Annotated in this window: 20 protein-coding genes; 13 read left to right on the top strand and 7 right to left on the bottom strand. The window is 32.5% G+C overall.

What is annotated here, in order from left to right:
* Positions 1-31: 31 nt before the first annotated feature.
* Entirely contained in the window at positions 32-841 is an 810-nt protein-coding gene (locus IEV72_RS12480; protein WP_188459452.1) for an MBL fold metallo-hydrolase, read from the bottom strand.
* 116 nt (positions 842-957) lie between these two features.
* Here IEV72_RS12480 and IEV72_RS12485 point away from each other — a divergent pair, with 116 nt between their 5' ends.
* Positions 958-2,463 carry an NAD(P)H-hydrate dehydratase gene (locus IEV72_RS12485; RefSeq protein ID WP_188459453.1) on the top strand — a complete coding sequence of 502 codons (1,506 nt, stop codon included), beginning with the start codon at positions 958-960 and terminating at the stop codon, positions 2,461-2,463.
* Positions 2,464-2,531: 68 nt separating this feature from the next.
* On the opposite strand, the gene IEV72_RS12490 is transcribed toward IEV72_RS12485, so the two are convergent.
* The 3 genes from IEV72_RS12490 to IEV72_RS12500 form a co-directional block, all read right to left on the bottom strand.
* The gene (locus IEV72_RS12490; RefSeq protein ID WP_188459454.1) at positions 2,532-2,765 is read right to left on the bottom strand and encodes a VF530 family protein; all 234 of its coding nucleotides are present in this window, start codon (positions 2,763-2,765) and stop codon (positions 2,532-2,534) included.
* A gap of 2 nt (positions 2,766-2,767) precedes the next feature.
* Positions 2,768-4,054: a DEAD/DEAH box helicase gene (locus IEV72_RS12495; RefSeq protein WP_188459455.1), complete on the bottom strand. Its 1,287-nt coding sequence runs from the start codon at positions 4,052-4,054 to the stop codon at positions 2,768-2,770.
* A 162-nt stretch (positions 4,055-4,216) separates the two neighbouring features.
* The gene (locus IEV72_RS12500) at positions 4,217-5,104 is read right to left on the bottom strand and encodes a phospholipase A (RefSeq protein WP_188459456.1); all 888 of its coding nucleotides are present in this window, start codon (positions 5,102-5,104) and stop codon (positions 4,217-4,219) included.
* A gap of 156 nt (positions 5,105-5,260) precedes the next feature.
* On the opposite strand from IEV72_RS12500, the gene IEV72_RS12505 reads away from it, so the two are divergent.
* The gene (locus IEV72_RS12505) at positions 5,261-5,737 is read left to right on the top strand and encodes a YehS family protein (RefSeq protein WP_229731916.1); all 477 of its coding nucleotides are present in this window, start codon (positions 5,261-5,263) and stop codon (positions 5,735-5,737) included.
* A gap of 252 nt (positions 5,738-5,989) precedes the next feature.
* Here IEV72_RS12505 and IEV72_RS12510 read toward each other — a convergent pair whose 3' ends face one another.
* On the bottom strand, positions 5,990-7,375 hold the full coding sequence (locus IEV72_RS12510; RefSeq protein WP_188459458.1) for a peroxiredoxin family protein: 1,386 nt from the start codon (positions 7,373-7,375) through the stop codon (positions 5,990-5,992).
* A gap of 150 nt (positions 7,376-7,525) precedes the next feature.
* Positions 7,526-8,023, bottom strand: coding sequence for a hypothetical protein (locus tag IEV72_RS12515; RefSeq protein WP_188459459.1), 498 nt, complete (start codon positions 8,021-8,023; stop codon positions 7,526-7,528).
* 516 nt (positions 8,024-8,539) lie between these two features.
* Between IEV72_RS12515 and IEV72_RS12520 the strand changes: the two genes are divergently transcribed.
* The 7 genes from IEV72_RS12520 to IEV72_RS12550 all read left to right on the top strand — a co-directional run bounded on the left by IEV72_RS12520 (position 8,540) and on the right by IEV72_RS12550 (position 12,862).
* Complete coding sequence (locus tag IEV72_RS12520) at positions 8,540-9,598, top strand: hypothetical protein (protein WP_188459477.1); 1,059 nt, start codon at positions 8,540-8,542, stop codon at positions 9,596-9,598.
* Entirely contained in the window at positions 9,585-9,830 is a 246-nt protein-coding gene (locus IEV72_RS12525) for a hypothetical protein (RefSeq protein WP_188459460.1), read from the top strand. The genes IEV72_RS12520 and IEV72_RS12525 overlap by 14 nt, the downstream gene beginning before the upstream one ends.
* A complete protein-coding gene (locus IEV72_RS12530) occupies positions 9,827-10,075 on the top strand; it encodes an acyl carrier protein (protein ID WP_188459461.1) in 249 nt (82 codons plus the stop codon). Before IEV72_RS12525 ends, IEV72_RS12530 begins: the two co-directional genes overlap by 4 nt.
* Positions 10,075-10,599 (top strand): 4'-phosphopantetheinyl transferase family protein, encoded by a 525-nt coding sequence (locus IEV72_RS12535; protein WP_188459462.1) that lies wholly within the window; start codon positions 10,075-10,077, stop codon positions 10,597-10,599. Before IEV72_RS12530 ends, IEV72_RS12535 begins: the two co-directional genes overlap by 1 nt.
* A 108-nt stretch (positions 10,600-10,707) precedes the next feature.
* Positions 10,708-11,349 carry a hypothetical protein gene (locus IEV72_RS12540; RefSeq protein ID WP_188459463.1) on the top strand — a complete coding sequence of 214 codons (642 nt, stop codon included), beginning with the start codon at positions 10,708-10,710 and terminating at the stop codon, positions 11,347-11,349.
* A 20-nt stretch (positions 11,350-11,369) separates the two neighbouring features.
* The gene (locus IEV72_RS12545) at positions 11,370-11,987 is read left to right on the top strand and encodes a trimeric intracellular cation channel family protein (protein WP_188459464.1); all 618 of its coding nucleotides are present in this window, start codon (positions 11,370-11,372) and stop codon (positions 11,985-11,987) included.
* Positions 11,987-12,862, top strand: a complete 876-nt coding sequence (locus tag IEV72_RS12550; protein WP_373284009.1) for a PPK2 family polyphosphate kinase — start codon at positions 11,987-11,989, stop codon at positions 12,860-12,862. Before IEV72_RS12545 ends, IEV72_RS12550 begins: the two co-directional genes overlap by 1 nt.
* Positions 12,863-12,949: 87 nt before the next feature.
* On the opposite strand, the gene IEV72_RS12555 is transcribed toward IEV72_RS12550, so the two are convergent.
* Positions 12,950-14,356 carry a trypsin-like peptidase domain-containing protein gene (locus IEV72_RS12555; protein ID WP_188459466.1) on the bottom strand — a complete coding sequence of 469 codons (1,407 nt, stop codon included), beginning with the start codon at positions 14,354-14,356 and terminating at the stop codon, positions 12,950-12,952.
* A 155-nt stretch (positions 14,357-14,511) separates the two neighbouring features.
* Here IEV72_RS12555 and dapF point away from each other — a divergent pair, with 155 nt between their 5' ends.
* The 4 genes from dapF to IEV72_RS13775 all read left to right on the top strand — a co-directional run.
* A complete protein-coding gene (dapF, locus tag IEV72_RS12560; protein ID WP_188459467.1) occupies positions 14,512-15,294 on the top strand; it encodes a diaminopimelate epimerase in 783 nt (260 codons plus the stop codon).
* Positions 15,288-15,815 carry a GNAT family N-acetyltransferase gene (locus IEV72_RS12565; RefSeq protein ID WP_188459468.1) on the top strand — a complete coding sequence of 176 codons (528 nt, stop codon included), beginning with the start codon at positions 15,288-15,290 and terminating at the stop codon, positions 15,813-15,815. The genes dapF and IEV72_RS12565 overlap by 7 nt, the downstream gene beginning before the upstream one ends.
* Positions 15,805-16,848, top strand: coding sequence for an endolytic transglycosylase MltG (mltG, locus tag IEV72_RS12570; RefSeq protein ID WP_188459469.1), 1,044 nt, complete (start codon positions 15,805-15,807; stop codon positions 16,846-16,848). The genes IEV72_RS12565 and mltG overlap by 11 nt, the downstream gene beginning before the upstream one ends.
* 356 nt (positions 16,849-17,204) lie before the next feature.
* Positions 17,205-17,361: helix-turn-helix domain-containing protein (locus IEV72_RS13775; protein ID WP_188459470.1), on the top strand; the 157-nt coding region annotated here is incomplete at its 3' end.

Genomic DNA, 17,361 nt, shown 5'->3' on the forward strand with positions numbered 1-17,361 from the left:
TTTGTGCGGATTTATTAAATATTGAATTTGTTTAATTTTCAGGGTACCAATTTAATCGTTTTACTTTAATTTCTGGGGCTTCCATACTAACTAAGCGTTCAAAAAGTTGGGTGTCATACATATGACTTTCACCATCTTTCATACCACGATAGTGATATGGGATCACTTTTTTAGGAGCAAAAGTAATTACGCCTTCAGCTGCTTGCTGAATAGTCATGGTATAGGGTAAATTCATACAAACTAAGGCTAAATCAATATCTTGTAAAGCTTCCATTTCATCTGTATTTTCTGTATCACCGCTTATATATAATCTAAATTCATCTTTTTCAATTACATATCCATTTCCGCGACCTTTGGTGTGGTATTTTAATCGCTCTTCAGTAACATTATACATTGGGATGGCAGTTATTTCGAAAGCTTCCCAAATTAAATCATCATCGTTGTTTAAAACAACTGATTTTTTTTGAAGTTCATCTGGCATTTCATCAAAAACAGCTTGCGGAGTAATAATACTAAATTCACCTTCTAAGGCTTGTAAAGTTTCTACACTAAAGTGATCTCCGTGGATATCACTAATAATAACCACATCAGGATTGCCGTATTCTGCGTAAGCTTCAACAGAACCAACTGGATCGTTGTACCAAATTTTGTCTCCCCATTCCATTACAAAACTGGCATGGCTTATTGGATGAATTTTGGGTTCGTCCTTCTCCATTTCTTCTTTTGGTGTAGTTTCTACAGAAGTCGAATCTTTTGCTTTAGCTTCATTTTGTTTCTTATTCGAATCTACACAAGCAAAATTCAACAGAACAACGGCACATAAAATAATTGTTTTTTTCATTTGATTTTTTTGTGAATGTACAATCTAATTCATTTTGAAGATTTCATTTTACAAAAAATTAATAGAATGCACTTTTTCTGTAGGTTTCTACTTATATTAAGCTAAAATTAATTTCAATGAAAATTCTTTCAGCAAAACAACTTGGAAAGGTAGATCAGCTCAGCATGAAATGGCAGTCCATTTCTTCGTGGGAGTTGATGGAACGCGCATCTAAACAAGCCGTTGAAGCTATTCTTTATTATTTGAAAAAAAATGAAAAATGCGTCCATATTTTCTGTGGAATTGGTAACAATGGCGGTGATGGATTGGCAATTGCTTATTATTTAGATAAGTTAGGATATTCTGTACAAGTGTATAAAGTTGCCTTTGCCGATAAAACTTCCAATGATTTTGAATTGAATGCAAAACGTTTACATGAAGAAAATATAAAACTAAAAAGCATACAAGCTGAAGATGTTGAAACTATTGAAATTGATGAAAACGAAATAGTTATCGATGCAATTTTTGGTGTAGGCTTAAACCGAAGAATGCCTGCTTTTGTTGAAGATTTAGCAGTTAAAATTAATCAGTCTAAGGCTTTTTGTTTCAGTATAGACATACCTAGCGGAATGTTTATACATCAAGCCATTCCTGATGATGCAAAATTGGTTCAGCCGGATATTTGTTTGACGTTTCAACTCCCCAAATTAGCTTTATTATTACCCGAAACAGGAAAATATGTTCCACATTTTCAAATTGTACCAATTGGTCTTTCTCAAGAAGCAATAGAAAATGAAGAAACGGAATATCATTTTATAGATTTAGCTTTTGTTCAAAAACTATATCAACCACGGAAGGAATTTTCACATAAAGGAACTTATGGTCATGCCTTGTTAATCGGTGGACAAAAAGGAATGTTAGGGAGTGTTTTACTGGCTTCTAAAGCGGCTTTAAAAAGTGGAGTAGGGAAGTTGAGTGTAATGTTGCCCAATCTTGGACATAGTAGTTTGCATACCTATTTGCCTGAAGCTATGGCGTTGGAAAATCCATCGGAAAACTACATTCATTTTACTGAAATTAAAAATTATAATTCCATTGGAATTGGTGTAGGAATTGGTAAAACCAACGAAGCTTTTCAAGCGCTTAAAAGCTTTTTGGAAGGCTCTAATCAACCCATGCTGCTAGATGCCGATGCATTGAATTTAATAGCTGAAAATTCAGCTTTATTACAATTAATTCCGAAAAACTCCATATTAACTCCACATCCTGGCGAATTAAAACGACTGATAGGTAATTGGAAAGACGATTTTGAAAAGCTTGAAAAAGTAAAAAACTTCGCTAAAAAACAAAATTGCATTTTGGTGGTAAAAGGCAAGTATTCTTGTATTTGTGATGGTGAAAATTTCTATTTCAATTCTACTGGTAATTCAGGAATGGCTACGGCAGGAAGTGGAGATGTGTTAAGCGGAATAATCACTTCTTTATTGGCACAAGCTTATTCACCTTTACAAGCGGCACAATTAGGTGTTTATATTCATGGTTTAGCTGGAGATTTAGCTTTAAAACAAGAAAGTAAAGAAAGTTTGATGGCATCAGATATCATTCAATTTTTAGGAGAAGCATTTAAAAATGTGAATAAATAAAAATCCTTAAGTGAATGTATTTTCGTCAATAATATCACCTTCGTTTTGCAGCTTGATATTCGTCTATTTTAATTTTGGACTTTTCTCAAGTACTGCAAATAAAGCTGTTCTACTTTGGTTCTAGCCCAAGGTGTTCTTCTTAAAAATTTCAAGCTTGATTTAATGGATGGATATTCATTGAAACAGCGAATATTAATTTGCTCTCCGAGTGAATTCCATCCATAATAAGCTTCCAAATCAACTAGAATTTGTTCTAATTTAATTCCGTGTAAAGGATTGTTTTTTTGCTTTTCAACAGCCATTTTTAGCGCCTTGGTTTGCTAGAATTTGTCCTTGAATTTCTTGACTTATTTCCGGATGGTTTATTTGTATTATGTCTAGAAGATGGTCTTGAATTAGCATTATTGCTAGGCTTTCTTCCACGTTGTTGTGGATTAATAGGTTTTGTTGAAGCATTTGGGTCAGGTTCAAATCCTTCTATTATTTCCATCGGAATTTTATCGCCAATTAGTTTTTCAATATCTCTTAAAAAGCTAGTTTCATCTGCACTCACTAAAGAAACTGCGAGTCCGCTGGCACCAGCTCTTCCTGTTCTTCCAATACGGTGCACATAATCTTCAGAAATATTAGGCAATTCAAAATTCACTACATAAGGCAGTAACGGAATGTCCAAACCACGTGAAGCAATATCAGTAGCTACCAAAACTTTTATCGTACCGCTTTTAAATCCAGCAAGTGCTTTGGTTCTTGCACCTTGACTTTTATTGCCGTGGATGGGAGCCGCACCTATATTTGCTGATTCCAATTTTTTAGCCAATTTATTAGCACCGTGTTTTGTTCTTGTAAAGACCAAGACTTGATCCCAATTTCCTTCCGAAATTAATTTGATAAGCAAGTCTGTTTTTTTGTCCTTCGCTACTCGGTAAACTTGTTGTTTAATAGCTTCTACTGTAGTGTTTTCTGGAGTAGATTCAACCGAAACGGGATTCTTTAAAAACTCGTTGGCCAAAGTTCTAATTTCTTTCGAAAAGGTAGCCGAAAACAAGAGTGTTTGTCTTTGTTTTGGGATTAGTCCCATAATTTTATTAATGTCTCTTAAAAAGCCCATGTCTAACATTCGATCGGCTTCATCAAGCACTAAAATTTCCACATTTTTCAAGGATAATAAACCTTGATTGTTTAAATCGATTAATCTTCCTGGAGTAGCTATTAATACATCAACTCCATTTCTGATGGTCGACACCTGAGACTTTTGATTAACCCCACCGAAAATTACTGTAGATCGTAAATCTACAAATCGGCTATAATCTTTTACATTTTGATGAATTTGCGCAGCTAATTCTCGTGTTGGAGTTAGAATTAAAGCCCGAATGGGTCTATTTCGTAGTGGCGGCGTTTGCGATAAATTTTGAAGCAGTGGAAGTGTAAAGCCTGCTGTTTTACCCGTTCCAGTTTGGGCTGAAGCTAATACATCTCTGCCTTCTAAAACAGGCGGAATAGATTTGGTTTGAATGGGTGTTGGTGTATCGTAACCTTGTTCGCTTACTGCTTTAACAAGAGATTCTGAGAGTCCTAATGACTTAAATGACATAAAAAGTGTTTATGAAATGACAACAATTTATGTATTGGTCATTTCTTTATTAATCTGCAAAGATACGTTTTAAAAGCTGCACATAATTATACTTGACCAAATAGGATTTTTATCGTCTATTTTTCAAGCTATTTTTCATTAAATAAATCTAGATGAAAATATTTACCAATCTATAAACGAAACTCCTAAACCTACAGTTGTTTGCTTATGGTTGTAATCTATCAACGTTTCTCCATAACCCGAAAATAATTGAAAATGAAACCTAAGATTAGATTTTACAGAGTAAAAATAGTTGAGTTCTACACTGCCACGATAATATTCAAAATCCAGCGAATTTTTGGCGATTAAATTGAAACTGTGTTTTTTATAGTTATAAATTAAATTGGCTTCCATTCTTCCCATATAATCACTAATACCGGGATTATCGTCTTTTTCTGGGTTTTCAATTCTAATCCAAGGTTTTAAATACATTTGAAAATTATCTTTTTCAAAAGCAGCATGAAAAACAATTCTATTCCAGCTTCTAGAACGGGGTAAATCTCTTCCATTAGATTGATGGTTAAACGCTACGCCAGCCATTCTAAGATCAATTCCAAAAAAATTCACTTTCATCGGGAAATTCATGATGATTTCCGGTTCGTAATTCAATTCTCGAAAAGGTCTTGAAATAGGATCGTTATAAACTTGCCAATTGGCTAATTGTGTATAACCTAGCCACAAATCTCCGTATCCGAATAAAAAAGACTGCATCAATTTGGTTTTTAAACTCAGTTGAAACTTTGCTTCAACACTATCGTAGTCTTGTTTTTCTGAAAAACTATTTTCTGGATTTTCACTTTGTGGAAGTTCATTGGGGCTACTAGACCATCTTGTTGGTAAAACATAAATGGGTTTGTAAAAAGTAAGTTTAAAAGTTCCTTTTTTATGAATTGTGTCTAGTTCCCAGCGTTCAGACAAGGATTTTTCGATTACTCTGTCTTCATTGAAAAAAGTTTGAGAATGCACTGTAAGACTTAGTAAAATGCAATAAAAGAAGTAATTGATTTTCATTGAATTAGCTATAAAGTACAAAAATACAGATCGTTAGTTGCAATTGGGTTTTCTTTCTTCATAATTCTTTGGTAATTGTAGCACTAAATATATTGAAATAAATTGCTAATAAGATGAATCAATTGGGTGTACTGAATAGTTCAGAATTACTTACTTTTGAAGCAAAATAAACAAATGACCAACAACGCTGTTTTTAAACGCTTACGTTTTATTGAAGGTTTTAATAATGCTAAACTGAAAAGTATTTTTGAAGAAGTAGATTACGATGCCAATTTAGTTGATATTGAAGCTTGGCAAAAAGAAGAAGAAGCAACCGATTTTAAAGCCTTAAGCGATGTTGAACTAGCCTTGTTTTTAAATGGACTCATCAATTACAAACGCGGAAAAAAACCAGGTAAACAACCACCAATTGAAACAGAATTAGAAAACAACGACATATTAAAGAAGTTGAAAATAGCTTATAAACTAAACAGCGAAGACATGTTGAAACTGTTTAAACTAAAAGGAAAAACACTTAGTAAAAATGAACTCAGTGCTTTTTTAAGAAATCCTGACCAAGACCAATATCGCGTTTTGCAAGATCAATATTTGAGAAATTTTTTATCTGGATTACAGCTTCATTTAAAGAAATAAATCATCGTTATCGATTTTACGCTTACAAATTTAAATCACGAAATTCTTTATTAGGCTTAACTCAATCACTATGGACTTAAATTCCATAAGGTTTGATTGCAGACTGAAAGTTTGTTTTGCCAAGAATGCACTAAAGATTTCAAAGAAAAAACATATTTATTCGTGTATTCGTGGCGTTTAATAAGTTTTTAGAAGCTAAAGCGGATGCACTAAAATACATAGTTTTAACTAAATTTGAAACCAATAAAACAACTATAAATTCTTTTGAATCCAGTTTTTGGCCTGCTCAACAGAATTGGGTCTCAATACTATTTTTCTGTTTTTATCTATTAAATAAAGCGTAGGAGTACTAAACACATGGTAATCGGAAATAGCTTGTGTTTTCCACTTTTTGTAATCTGATGCTGCGTAAAAATCAAAATCTTTAATGAAATTTTGAAATTGTTGCTTTGAAGTGTCCAAGGAAATCATAACAATTTCCACTCCTTTTTGTTGAAAACTTGCATATTCTTTTTGAAGCTTGGGCAATTCTTCAACACAAGCCGGACACCAGCTAGAACCAAAGGCAATTAAGTAATAATCGCTTTGTATTTCTTTTAAACTAGCCGTTACAACCGATTTCCCTGCTTTAAATACATCGCCTTCAAAAACAATATTTTCAGCTGTATTTCCGGGTTTCATTTTACGGTAAATTTCCAATTGTTTTTCTAAACTACTATTTAAGGTGCAGCTGCTTTCATTTAAAAGTTTAACCGCTAAATATTCGGATGCTTCAAACAGATTTCTACTTTCTAAAAACTGAAATAAAAATTCACCTGTTTCATTCATTTTTTTATCATCAAATGCTAAATTTTCAACAATAACATCAATGGATTTTTTCATTTCAGCATTCGCTTCATTTAAGTTAAGACCTGAATTTTCAATTAACCAAAAATGACCTTCAAAAGCATCTTTGTATAAACCGCTTTTATAAAACAAATCATTGTCGTGCTGCAAATTTCTAAATGCTTGCAAACGTTGAGGAATTAATTCAGGTTGTTGCTGAGCAACGTATGAAACATCGCTTACCATATTTCGAACAGGAATAAACCATTTTATGTAACTCTCTTCCGGTAAGTTTGCCATAAATTCTGAATCGGTTTGATTTAGGTAGGTAATCTCACTTGCAATGCTTTTTATGGTTTTTTCTCTCGATTTGAGATGTGGATTACTTCTATACGTTTCCATTAAATACTCCCAAGCACCAAGCGCATTTTGATTGATGGGTAATTCTTTAGCATAATTAGAAAACAAAATATTTTCGTTTCCTTCAGTTAAAATAATCGTCTCTTTTTCAGAAAGTCTTTTTCCTTCTAGTGAAATATTTTCTTTAGCTAACACAAGAATGTGGTTTTCTTTTTCACTAATATTTAAATAACCCATTCCGTAATCTTCTTCGTTGTAATCTAGCTTAAAATCTCCGCTTTGATTAATTTGTGTTTCATCTATTAAATAGACTTGAATTCCTTCAAAACCAAGTAGTTGTATTTTTTGGTTTTTCGTTTCAGGAAAATTGCCAGTGATTTGATATTGTGAAAAGGCTTCAACTGAAACCAAAACAAGTAAAAGAATGACAAAAGGAGACAGAATATCTTTCATAGCATATATTTTCTTTCAAAAATAGAAAAACTTTGCAATAAGCTGCTTTATTGCAAATGATGAATTGTAATAAAGTGTAACTACACAAAAAAGCCTCGAATAAAATTCAAGGCTTTTAAGCTTCATCTAAAAAATGAACTTTAAGATGAATTAAAACTGATAACGCAAAGCTAGAGCAATGTCAAAATCTAAGTCGTTATTGTAATATCCAGAGCCAATCTCAGGTCTAAAGTCTAGTGCGATGAGTAAAGGAATATCAAAATCATATTCAATACCTATATTTCCAGCTCCAAACACAAAGAATTCGTTGTCATCATCAAAATCGTCATCATTTCGGTATCTATTATCATAATCTACACTACCAACACCACCACCTAAACCAACATACCAATTAAATCCGCCTTCAATATTCCAAACCCATTGGTATAATCCAGTAAGTTTAAACGCATCAAAATGTCTATCATTTCTCCAGCCTAAATCAATTTCTAGTCGGTTATTTTCTCCTAATGCATTTTGGTAAGAAACTTCTGCACCATATCCATTATTTCCACCAAACCTTAAGCCTAATGCATGTTCTGAAATAGATTGAGCTTGTGCATGAAAACCCAAACCTACTATAAAACATACTGCAATTAGTAACTTTTTCATAAACTTATATTTATATTATTTATAGGTAAAGCTAGTCTTAATAAACGTAGATTAAACAAAGCTTAAGCCAATGTTAAGCCAATCTTTGATAACGGAAATGATATGTAAACATCAAAATATCACTACCAATGACGTCTTTAAGTAATTTGTCTCTTTTCAGCGACTTTCAAATGGGTTTTACTAGCTTTACTATTAATGAATATGTTTGATTGAAATTTTTTCCCTGAAGGGAAATGCCGAAAGGCAAAGGGTGTTTTCGTGTTTTAGTTTACAACCTTCCCTAAACCTTCCATCATAGTTTAAATGAAAAATTTTGTTTTAATTGTCGCTTGGCATTAAATGAAATTAAAAAATCTCCTAAGTCTCGATCTTGCCTGTTGCAGCAAGGCTGAAATTAGGCTATCTATTTCAACTCTTAATGCACAGCGGGTTTTAATCCGCTATAATTTATATCTGTTCTTTTTTGAAATTAGAAGCAGGCAAATTTCAATTTCATATATTTGGAATATGGAAAATTTGGAAGAAAAACTCATGTCGCAAAAGAAGCCTAGCTTCCCGATAAGCGACTTACTTCATAAATATTTACAACAATACAATCGCAATACTAAGATTCCTGTTTTTTATGACGATTTACTACGGTTTTCAGGTTCGATTGTAGTTTACGATAGGAATGATGAAGACACGCTTTGGGTGCGCTGTTATTATCCTGATTACGAACGTGATGAAATTGATAATTCACTTAAAAAAGTTTATTTGCTATTGCATTCGGATGGTAAAGCGGACCGTTTAGATTTCTTAAATATCGATGCTATTGATTATTGCACTTTTGGAAATTCGAAGCCTTTCCGCATAAAAATTAGAAATGTATTGAATGATAATTTCACCTATTTTTATGTAAAAAAAGCAGATGCATCTCGAATTTATGGACTGGATTTTGAACACATTTTATCGCCACACCGGATTAACTTTTTGGTGTATAAAGACACTTTAATTGAAGAACATATTGCTGGAATTCCCGGTGATGTTTTTATAAAAGAAGAATTAGATAAATGCGATAATTTAGCCAAAAACCAAATTGCAAAAGAGTTTGTGAAATTCAACGAGCGTTGTACTTTACGGCTTTTAGGCGATATGCGTTCGTACAATTATGTGGTAATTCCTACGCACGATTTTGACCATGTAAATTACCGTATTCGAGCAATTGATTTCGATCAGCAAAATTACGAAGGAAGCTTAAAAGTATACCGACCACAATTTTTTAAAGAAAACTACAAAATGGTAATGTTAGTGGCAGACCGTTTAGAAGAATCCTCTATAGAGCAATACCGAAACGAAGAACGATCGCAAGTGGCTAAACGTTTAATTACTTCGCAACGTAGGTTTAGAACTTTAATTCGCTGCATGATTAAAGATACCGTATCTAAAGAAGAATATGTTAAACAATTGCGTAAAGAACTAGTAGATTTCACCAAAGACGTTAAATTTAAACGAGCTAAAACCATGGGGAATATTTTAAAAACCGCCTTGGATTTTGTGAAACGAAATTACCTAGAATTGGAAGATGAAAAAGTCTAATTACAACAAAAAACAATTGCAAAAACGCTACTGGTGGTTTGGTGGTATAGGCACTGCCTTATTGGGTTTTGGATTATCTGCTTTAGTTGAAAGCGGATTTTTAAAACACGACGATGCTTCTACTTGGCAATGGGTTTTAGCAGGAACAGTATCACTAATAATTATAATGACAGGTGTAAATTTTTTATTTGAATCTTTTGCCTGTAAACAACAACTGAAAAACTTAAAATGAAAAAAGAAGACATTATAGAACAACTCAAACAGATTGTAAAACCGTACATACAAAACCAATCTGCTTTTGAAAATTTATCTGCTGAAACCAATTTTATTTCCGACTTAGAAATCAATTCCGCTCATTTAGTAGATGTAATTTTAGATGTGGAAGATAAGTTTGATATCCGCATTGAAAATGAAGAAATGGAACAAATGACAAGTGTTGGAGCTTCATTAGAAATCATTCAAAAGAAAATAGAGTAGTGCTAGGCAACGATGTAGTAGATTTAACACTAGCTAAGCATCAAACCCGTTGGAATACAGCATCTTTTCAAGAAAAAGTGCTTCATCCAGTTGAAACCGAAAAGTTCAAGAATAAAGTTTTGAGTTTCACAGCATTTTGGAAAATTTGGAGCATCAAAGAAAGTGTGTATAAAGCGCATCAACGTGAAAAAAATCACTTACCTAAATTTAATCCATTTCATTTTTTAGTCGAAGAAATTTCAGAAAAAAGGAGCAGAGTTTGTGTTGAAGGTCTTCAGTATGAAGTGTTAAGCTATGTCAGTTCAAATTTAATTTATTCATTTACTAAGGGTGAAAATGTTTACTCTTTTCAAAATTTTGAAATAGAAGCTAAAAATTCTTTATTTATACCCGATTTGAAGCGTTCAGATATTAATTTAAAATTATCAAAGAACCAAAACGGAATTCCATTTTTAAATCAACAAAACAAGAGTGTTCCTATTTCCCTAACTCATCATGGTAAGTATTTTGCATATCTGTATTGAATAATGAAATTTGAAGACGGAATTATTTGTTTAAGTTCGCATTCCTTAAAAATGGCATAATTCGTGCTTCATTTAATGTAGTTCATATTAATTTTGTACTTTTATATTATGAAATACATAAAATTCAATTTATTTCTTTTTATAGCCTTGTTTGCTTTTCAAACAAGTATAGCGCAATTGGATCGTTCTTCAAATGCTAATAAAACAATAGACTTGCGTCCTTTGTCTGGAAAATCTTTTCCATCTTCTAATTTGGGAATACCTAACCGAAACAAGAAAGGATTATCCATGGAAAAAGATGGATTTGATATGACAGAACAACCCAGTTTTATGGATCCAAGTGACCTACACGAAGATAGAATAAATAAGCGTTTGAAAGGTCCGCAACGGGAGCCAAAAATTTTAGATGAGTATAAAAACGATATGGATTTTGGTGAGTTTAAAACTTCCTCTGGCAAAATAACCATTGCTTGTCGTGACCATATGATGTTTGATGGAGACCGTGTTCAAGTACTCTTGAATGGTAAAGTTTTAGCCGATAATGTTTTGTTAGAATCGTCTTTTAAAACTTTTACTATAGAGTTGAAAGAAGGCTTCAATAAAATTGAATTTGTAGCGCTTAATCAAGGCTCGGCTGGACCCAATACAGCAGAATTAAAAGTGTTTGATGAAAATGGTAATCTAATGATTTCTAATGTTTGGAATTTATTGGTTGGTGTAAAAGCAAAAGCCATGGTAATTAAAGAATAAAAACTCCCTTATAACTTTTTATGGATGCTATTCTCATACTAGACATTTTAGGTGTAATAGCATTTTCAATTTCTGGCGTACTTACTTCCATGCGAAAACACATGGACGCTTTTGGAATTTTAATTATTGCCTTTGTTACTTCAGTTGGTGGTGGCACATTACGCGATGTTCTGCTCAATGAATCTGTTGCTTGGTTATCTAACATGACCTATGTTTATACTATTATAGCAACTTCAATTTTTGCAGTTGTGTTTAGAAAACGCTTGACCTATTTTAGAAAATCTTTATTTTTGTTTGATACACTTGGAATAGGATTATACACCGTAGTTGGTGTAGAAAAGGGAATTAACGCAGATTTGCATCCATTAATTTGCATTGCCTTTGGTACGATGAGCGCTTGTTTTGGTGGTGTAATTCGTGATATTTTGTGTAATGAAATTCCTGTGATTTTTAGAAAGGAAATATATGCTACTGCATGTATTTTAGGCGGATTTACCTACTTTGCTATTGCGTACTTTAACGCACCGCAAAGCATAGTTTTTATCGGCGCTTTTGCCGTTGTAATTAGTATTCGTTTAGTTGCAGTAATTTTTAAAATATCACTACCGAATATTTACAAATTATATGATGAAAAATAATGAAAATGGAACTATCAAACTTACAAGTAATACAAGACATCAGGTTAACCGATTTTCCCACACAAATAAAAAATCAATTTAGCAACAAATCCCTAAAAAAGCAACTTAGGAAAGAAAGACGTGAACTTGGGGAAATGCAAAATGTACTTTATGCGCACGGAAAATATTCTGTTTTAGTTTGTATTCAAGGTATGGATACTTCTGGAAAAGATAGTTTAATTCGGGAAGTGTTTAAAGATTTTAATGTTCGTGGAGTAAATTCATATAGTTTTAAAAAACCGACAGAAATTGAATTGCAACACGATTTTTTATGGAGACATTACAAAGCTTTACCAGCAAGGGGTAAGTATGCCGTCTTTAACCGTTCTCATTATGAAAATGTATTGATTTCTAGAGTTAAACCATCCATTGTTTTAAACGAAAAGATTCCACATATCAATAAAGTTGAAGATATTACACCTACTTTTTGGAAAAACAGATTGGAGCAAATCAATAATTTTGAAAAGACTATTCATCAAAACGGTTGTATTATATTCAAATTCTTTTTGCATATTTCGAAGGATGAACAAAAAAATAGAATCCTTAGAAGACTTAACAAACCCAGTAAAAACTGGAAATTTTCACCAGAAGATTTAAAAGACCGAAAACTTTGGGATGAGTATACAGCTTATTATGAAGAAGCCATTAATGCTACTTCAAAAAAAAATGCACCTTGGTATATTATACCTTCAGACAACAAACATCATGCACGTTTAATGGTAACTAGAACCATAAAAGAACGCATGCAAGAGTTTACAGACATACAAAATCCAACTTTACCAGAAGAATTGCAAAACCAAATTGAAGATTTCAAAAAGCAACTTATCAATTCGTGATGTTCACCTATAAAAAACTCCGCATGAATTTTGGTATCAAATTCATACGGAGTTTTTTTTACAACTTTTAGGGTTGAAGCCAATTTATTACCTGAAAATATAGGTCATTTCTTCCCCATTCGGTGCTTTAAATGTGACTTTTAACGGATCTGAAATTGCTTTTTCAGAAACCACTTTTTCTACATCTTTTACACTTTTAACAGGCGTATCATTAATTTTTGTGATTAAAATTCCTGTAAGATTTTCTGAAGCCAATCGTTGTGAAGTTACTCTGTTAATTCTCACTCCATATTCAGCTTTAAAATCTTCTAATTCGGAAGTAGAAGCATTGCTGACTTCAATACCCAAATCTTCAATTTTATACACTTCAAAAATACTTAGCTCAACTTCAGTTTGTTTTGTTTTTCCATTTCTTAAATAGTGAACTTGAACCACTTCACCAGGATTTTTGGTAGATATGTAACCTGTTAAGTCTGAGAATTTTCTAATTTTAATACCATCAATTTTTTGAATGATATCACCTTCTTTTAAGCCTGATTTTGCAGCTCCAGAATCATCATCTATACTTCCTATATAAAAACCTTGTGTAATATCTAAGGAAAGTTCTTTTGCATTTTTTCCATCCAAATCAACACCACGGACACCCAAAACAGCTTTTCGTACATTACCAAATTCCATAATGTCTTCAATAATTTTTCTAGCATTATTGCTCGGAATGGCAAAAGAATAACCAACAAATGAACCCGTTTGAGAAGTTATAGCCGTATTAATCCCAATTAATTCACCACGTTTGTTTACCAGAGCGCCACCGCTATTTCCAGGGTTTACTGCCGCATCGGTTTGAATAAAAGATTGCATTCCAGCTTTTCTAGGATCTAAATTCCTAGCTTTTGCACTTACAATTCCTGCGGTAACCGTAGAAGTTAAATTAAAAGGATTTCCAACTGCTAAAACCCATTCGCCAAGCTTCAATTGATTGGAATCTCCAAAAGTTAGAAATTCTAAATCTTCACCATCAATTTTTAATACAGCCAAATCGTTTTCAGGAACTTGACCTATAATTTCAGCTTGATATACTTCATTATTATTCAATGTAATTTCTACTTCGGTAGCGCCTTCAATTACGTGGTTATTGGTCACAATTAATCCGTCGGGACTAATAATCACACCCGAACCCATTCCGCGGACAGCTTTGCGTTCTGGACCATTGCCAAAATGATATTCAAAAATATTTCTTGGCATTCTGGCGGTGCTCAGGTTTTTTACGTGCACAACGGCATGCACTGTATTTTCTGCTGCAATAGAAAAATCGGGTAATTCTGAATTTTCTTCATTAGTAAAAGCGGGGTAAGAAGTAGGGACAACCGCTTGTTCAAATTGAGTTTCTTCAAAAGGAGTGTTAGCTAATTCTTTTTCAAAAAAACTCTTGTAGCCAATTAAAGTAATACTACCGGCTAAACAACTAACTAAAAATAGTCCAATAAACTTTTTCATAATTCTATATAATTTAGTTCAATATATTTTCGAATAACAACTTTCTAACGCTAAATTATTTTCAATCTTGTAAGTTCAAAATTGTTTTAACTACATTTTAACCTGCAAAAAACAACCTACAAATTGTATATTTGTGTTTTAATTAAAACCATATTTTGAATCTTACTTTCTATAAATTTCAAGGAGCTGGAAACGATTTTATCATGATTGATAATCGAGAATTATTTTTCAAAAATAATACCAAATTGATAGCTAGATTATGCCACCGTCGTTTTGGCATAGGAGCAGACGGTTTAATTTTATTAGAAAGTCATCCAGATGAAGAAATAGATTTCAAGATGGTCTATTTTAATGCCGATGGCAACGAAAGTACACTTTGTGGAAATGGCGGGCGTTGTATAGTTGCTTTTGCAAAACAATTAGGTTTAATTGAAAAACAATGCCGTTTTTTAGCAATTGATGGTTTGCACCAAGCCCATTTTGAAGATGATTTGGTCAGTTTGTCTATGCCTGATGTAGACACCATTAAATCTTATAATTCAGAGAGTTGCTTTTTAGATACGGGTTCGCCGCATCATATCGATTTTGTTCAAAATACATCTGCAATACAAGTAAAAGCTGAAGGTTCAAGAATTCGTAATTCGAGCTTGTACGGAAAAGCAGGAAGCAATATCAATTTTGTTGAAGTCCAAGATCATTACATTAAAATTAGAACTTACGAACGTGGAGTGGAAGACGAAACTTTGGCTTGTGGTACTGGTGTAACTGCAGCTGCTATTGCCGCTCATTATGCTAATAAAATTGATACAGAAGAAGTTTCAGTTAAAGCGGAAGGTGGAAATTTAGCTGTTCGTTTTTCACATCAAAACGGAAACTATTCAAATATTCAATTAATCGGACCAGCTGAATTTGTTTTTAAAGGAGAAATTAAATGTTGAGTTTAAAAGGAAATAAAATACTTTTACGTGCACTTGAACCAGAAGATTTGTTGTTTTTAGATGATGTTGAAAACAATGAAAATTACTGGCATTTAAGCGACTCTCAAACTCCTTTTTCAAAATATGTACTCAAACAATATTTAGAACACGCTTTAGAAGATATTTATACATCTAAGCAACTCCGATTAGTGATTGCAGATTTAGATGAAAATGCAGCAGGATTTATAGATTTATACGATTTTGATCCCAAAAATAATCGGGCAGGAGTGGGAATTATCATTCATGAAAAATACAGAAAAAAAGGTTTTGCTGTTGAAGCTTTAGAATTGCTTATTAAATACGCATTTACTCATTTAAACTTGCATCAATTATATGCCGGAATTAACGATACGAATAAAGTAAGTTTAAACTTATTTCAAAAATTAGGATTCGAAATTGTGGGTTTAAAAAAAGAATGGAATTATTTTAACGACGCTTACCACGATGAATATTTACTTCAAAAAATAAAACATGTACATTAAACGAATTTTATTAATTGCTTCCATAATAATTCTGATTGCTCTAGGTGGATTCAGCTATTATATTTATCAAACTATTTTTGGCCCAAATACCAAATTTAATGAAGCAGAAAAAGAAGTATTTATAGGAAGTGAAGATTCGTATAGAGATGTGTATCAACAATTGAAACCTTTGCTTAAAAATCCGGATGGTTTTCACAAAGTAGCCAACAAAAAAAAGTATTCTACCAATGTGAAACCAGGTCGTTATCTCATTCAAAAAGGAATGAATAACAACGAATTGATCAACACTTTACGAAGTGCTAATCAACCTGTAAAAGTGAGTTTTAACAATCAAGATTTTCCAGAATTGTTAGCAGGCCGAATTGCCGAACAAATTGAAGCTGATAGTTTGTCTTTGTTGAAAGCCATTAAAGATGAAGCTTTTTTACAAAAGAATAACTTATCGGAAGCTTCACAACTCAATATTTATCTGCCCAACACCTATGAAATGTATTGGAATACTACAGCTGAAGAATTTAGAGACAGAATGTGGAAAGAATACAATCGATTTTGGGATGAAAATCGAAAAAATAAAGCAGCTAAATTAAATCTAACTCCAACAGAAGTAATGAGTTTAGCCGCTATTGTTCAAAAAGAAACAGCTAAGGTAGATGAGCGACCAAAAGTAGCAGGTGTGTATTTAAACCGATTGAAAAAAGGAATGAAATTACAAGCCGATCCCACTGTTATTTACGCTTTAAAGAAAACCCAAAATAATTTTGACACCATCATTAAACGGGTTTTATATAAAGATTTACAAATTGAATCGCCCTACAACACTTACAAATATGCAGGTTTACCACCAGGACCAATCGCTATGCCAGATTTAACTTCTGTAGAAGCGGTTTTAAATGCAGAACAACACGATTACTATTATTTTGTAGCTGATTTGAAACGCGTTGGTTACCACAAATTTGCTAAAACCTTGACTCAACATAACTTAAATGCAGCTGAATATCGCCGTTGGATGAATGACCAGCGGGTTTATCGCTAGTTGAATAATTGAAATTCGCTATTTACTAAAAAAATCATTCAACTTGTAAGTAAATAATCAATCATTGAATGGTGTAAGATTATCATGCAAACGATACAATTCATTTCATAAAAACACAAATTCAATTAGTTACATGCTTTATTCCTGTTTGGATTATATTGAGTTACTTTCATCAAACAACAAAATTTTGAAGCTATCGAAATAATAAGTCAAGTATAATACCGATGTATGATTTGAGCAGCATTTATGCCATATTAAATAAAATTCTACATAATTAAATCACTGATTATAAGCATTTCCAAATACAAAATGTCATTCCCTGATATAAGTTGACCGTTTTAAAAACCATTTAAAAGATGATAAAAAGCGGAAAACGTTTAGGAGCGCGAAAGATTTATTCAGAAAATTTTAAACTTCGAATAGTCAAACTTTATGAATCAGGAAAGCATTCAGTTTACGAATTAGAAAAGATTTACGATATTTCTAATCCAACGATTTATAATTGGATTTACA

The sequence above is a fragment of the Psychroflexus planctonicus genome (assembly GCF_014640195.1).
In the GTDB taxonomy this organism is placed as follows: Bacteria; Bacteroidota; Bacteroidia; order Flavobacteriales; family Flavobacteriaceae; genus Psychroflexus; species Psychroflexus planctonicus.